Origin of the sequence: Diplocloster hominis (assembly GCF_032380655.1) — a bacterium.
In the GTDB taxonomy this organism is placed as follows: Bacteria; Bacillota; Clostridia; order Lachnospirales; family Lachnospiraceae; genus Diplocloster; species Diplocloster hominis.
In genome coordinates this window covers 1-1674 of sequence record NZ_JAWDIY010000076.1, presented here as the reverse complement: position 1 = coordinate 1674, position 1674 = coordinate 1, and the positions used below count along the sequence as shown (strand labels likewise).

The following is a 1674-nucleotide window of genomic DNA, read 5'->3' as shown; positions in this document are numbered from 1 at the left end:
CCGTGGACTTTTAAGAAGAGAGAATGCCGGAATGAGTAGCGAGAACAAGGTGAGAATCCTTGTGGCCGAATATCCAAGGTTTCCAGAGTAAAGCTGATCTGCTCTGGGTAAGTCGGGGCCTAAGGCGAGGTCGAAAGACGTAGTCGATGGACAACAGGTGGAGATTCCTGTACCGCGATATAACAGAACTGTGGGGACGCAGAGGGAAAGCACGAGCCGGGAACGGAAAGCCCGGTACAAGCGAGGTAGGAGTACGGTTGGCAAATCCGCCGTACAATCCGAAGACGTGAAGTGGACCGAAATTAAAGTAGGGAAGAGTGTGAGCCAGCTGCCAAGAAAAGCCGCTATTGTTTATATCGTGCCCGTACCGTAAACCGACACAGGTGGATGAGGAGAGAATCCTAAGGCCGACGGAAGAAGCATTGTCAAGGAACTCGGCAAAATGACCCCGTAACTTCGGGAGAAGGGGTGCCGCAGAAATGCGGCCGCAGAGAATTGGCCCAAGCAACTGTTTAGCAAAAACACAGGTCTATGCAAAACCGAAAGGTGAGGTATATGGGCTGACGCCTGCCCGGTGCTGGAAGGTTAAGGGGAGAGGTTAGCGCAAGCGAAGCTTTGAACTTAAGCCCCAGTAAACGGCGGCCGTAACTATAACGGTCCTAAGGTAGCGAAATTCCTTGTCGGGTAAGTTCCGACCCGCACGAAAGGCGTAATGATTTGGGCACTGTCTCGACAATGCATCCGGTGAAATTGAAGTACCAGTGAAGATGCTGGTTACCTGCGCCAGGACGGAAAGACCCCATGGAGCTTTACTCCAGCTTGATACTGGGATTCGGTATTGCATGTACAGGATAGGTGGGAGGCTAAGAAGTGAGGACGCCAGTCTTCATGGAGCCGCTGTTGGGATACCACCCTTGCAGTGCTGGATTTCTAACCTGCGGCCGTGAACCGGTCGGGGGACAATGTCAGGCGGGGAGTTTGACTGGGGCGGTCGCCTCCGAAAGGGTATCGGAGGCGCTCAAAGGTTCCCTCAGAATGGTTGGAAACCATTCGAAGAGTGCAAAGGCAGAAGGGAGCTTGACTGCGACACCGACGGGTGGAGCAGGTACGAAAGTAGGACTTAGTGATCCGGTGGTATAAAGTGGGATTGCCATCGCTCAACGGATAAAAGCTACCCTGGGGATAACAGGCTTATCACTCCCAAGAGTTCACATCGACGGAGTGGTTTGGCACCTCGATGTCGGCTCATCGCATCCTGGGGCTGTAGTAGGTCCCAAGGGTTGGGCTGTTCGCCCATTAAAGCGGTACGCGAGCTGGGTTCAGAACGTCGTGAGACAGTTCGGTCCCTATCCGGCGTGGGCGTAGGATATTTGAGAGGAGCTGTCCTTAGTACGAGAGGACCGGGATGGACCGACCACTGGTGTATCGGTTGTACTGCCAAGTGCATGGCCGAGTAGCCAAGTCGGGAAGGGATAAACGCTGAAGGCATCTAAGCGTGAAGCCCCCCTCAAGATGAGATATCCCATAGCACAAGCTAGTAAGACCCCTTGAAGACGACAAGGTGGATAGGGCAGAGGTGGAAGTGCAGCAATGTACGGAGCTGACTGCTACTAATAGGTCGAGGGCTTGACCAGAATGGTCTGAAGGTTCAAGATAAGAGGCTTTGAAAAGAGC

Annotated in this window: 1 rRNA gene; it reads left to right on the top strand. The window is 53.4% G+C overall.

Annotated elements, in window-relative coordinates:
• A 23S ribosomal RNA gene (locus tag ABC831_RS26265) occupies positions 1–1634 on the top strand; the annotation flags it as partial.
• Positions 1635–1674: the final 40 nt, after the last annotated feature.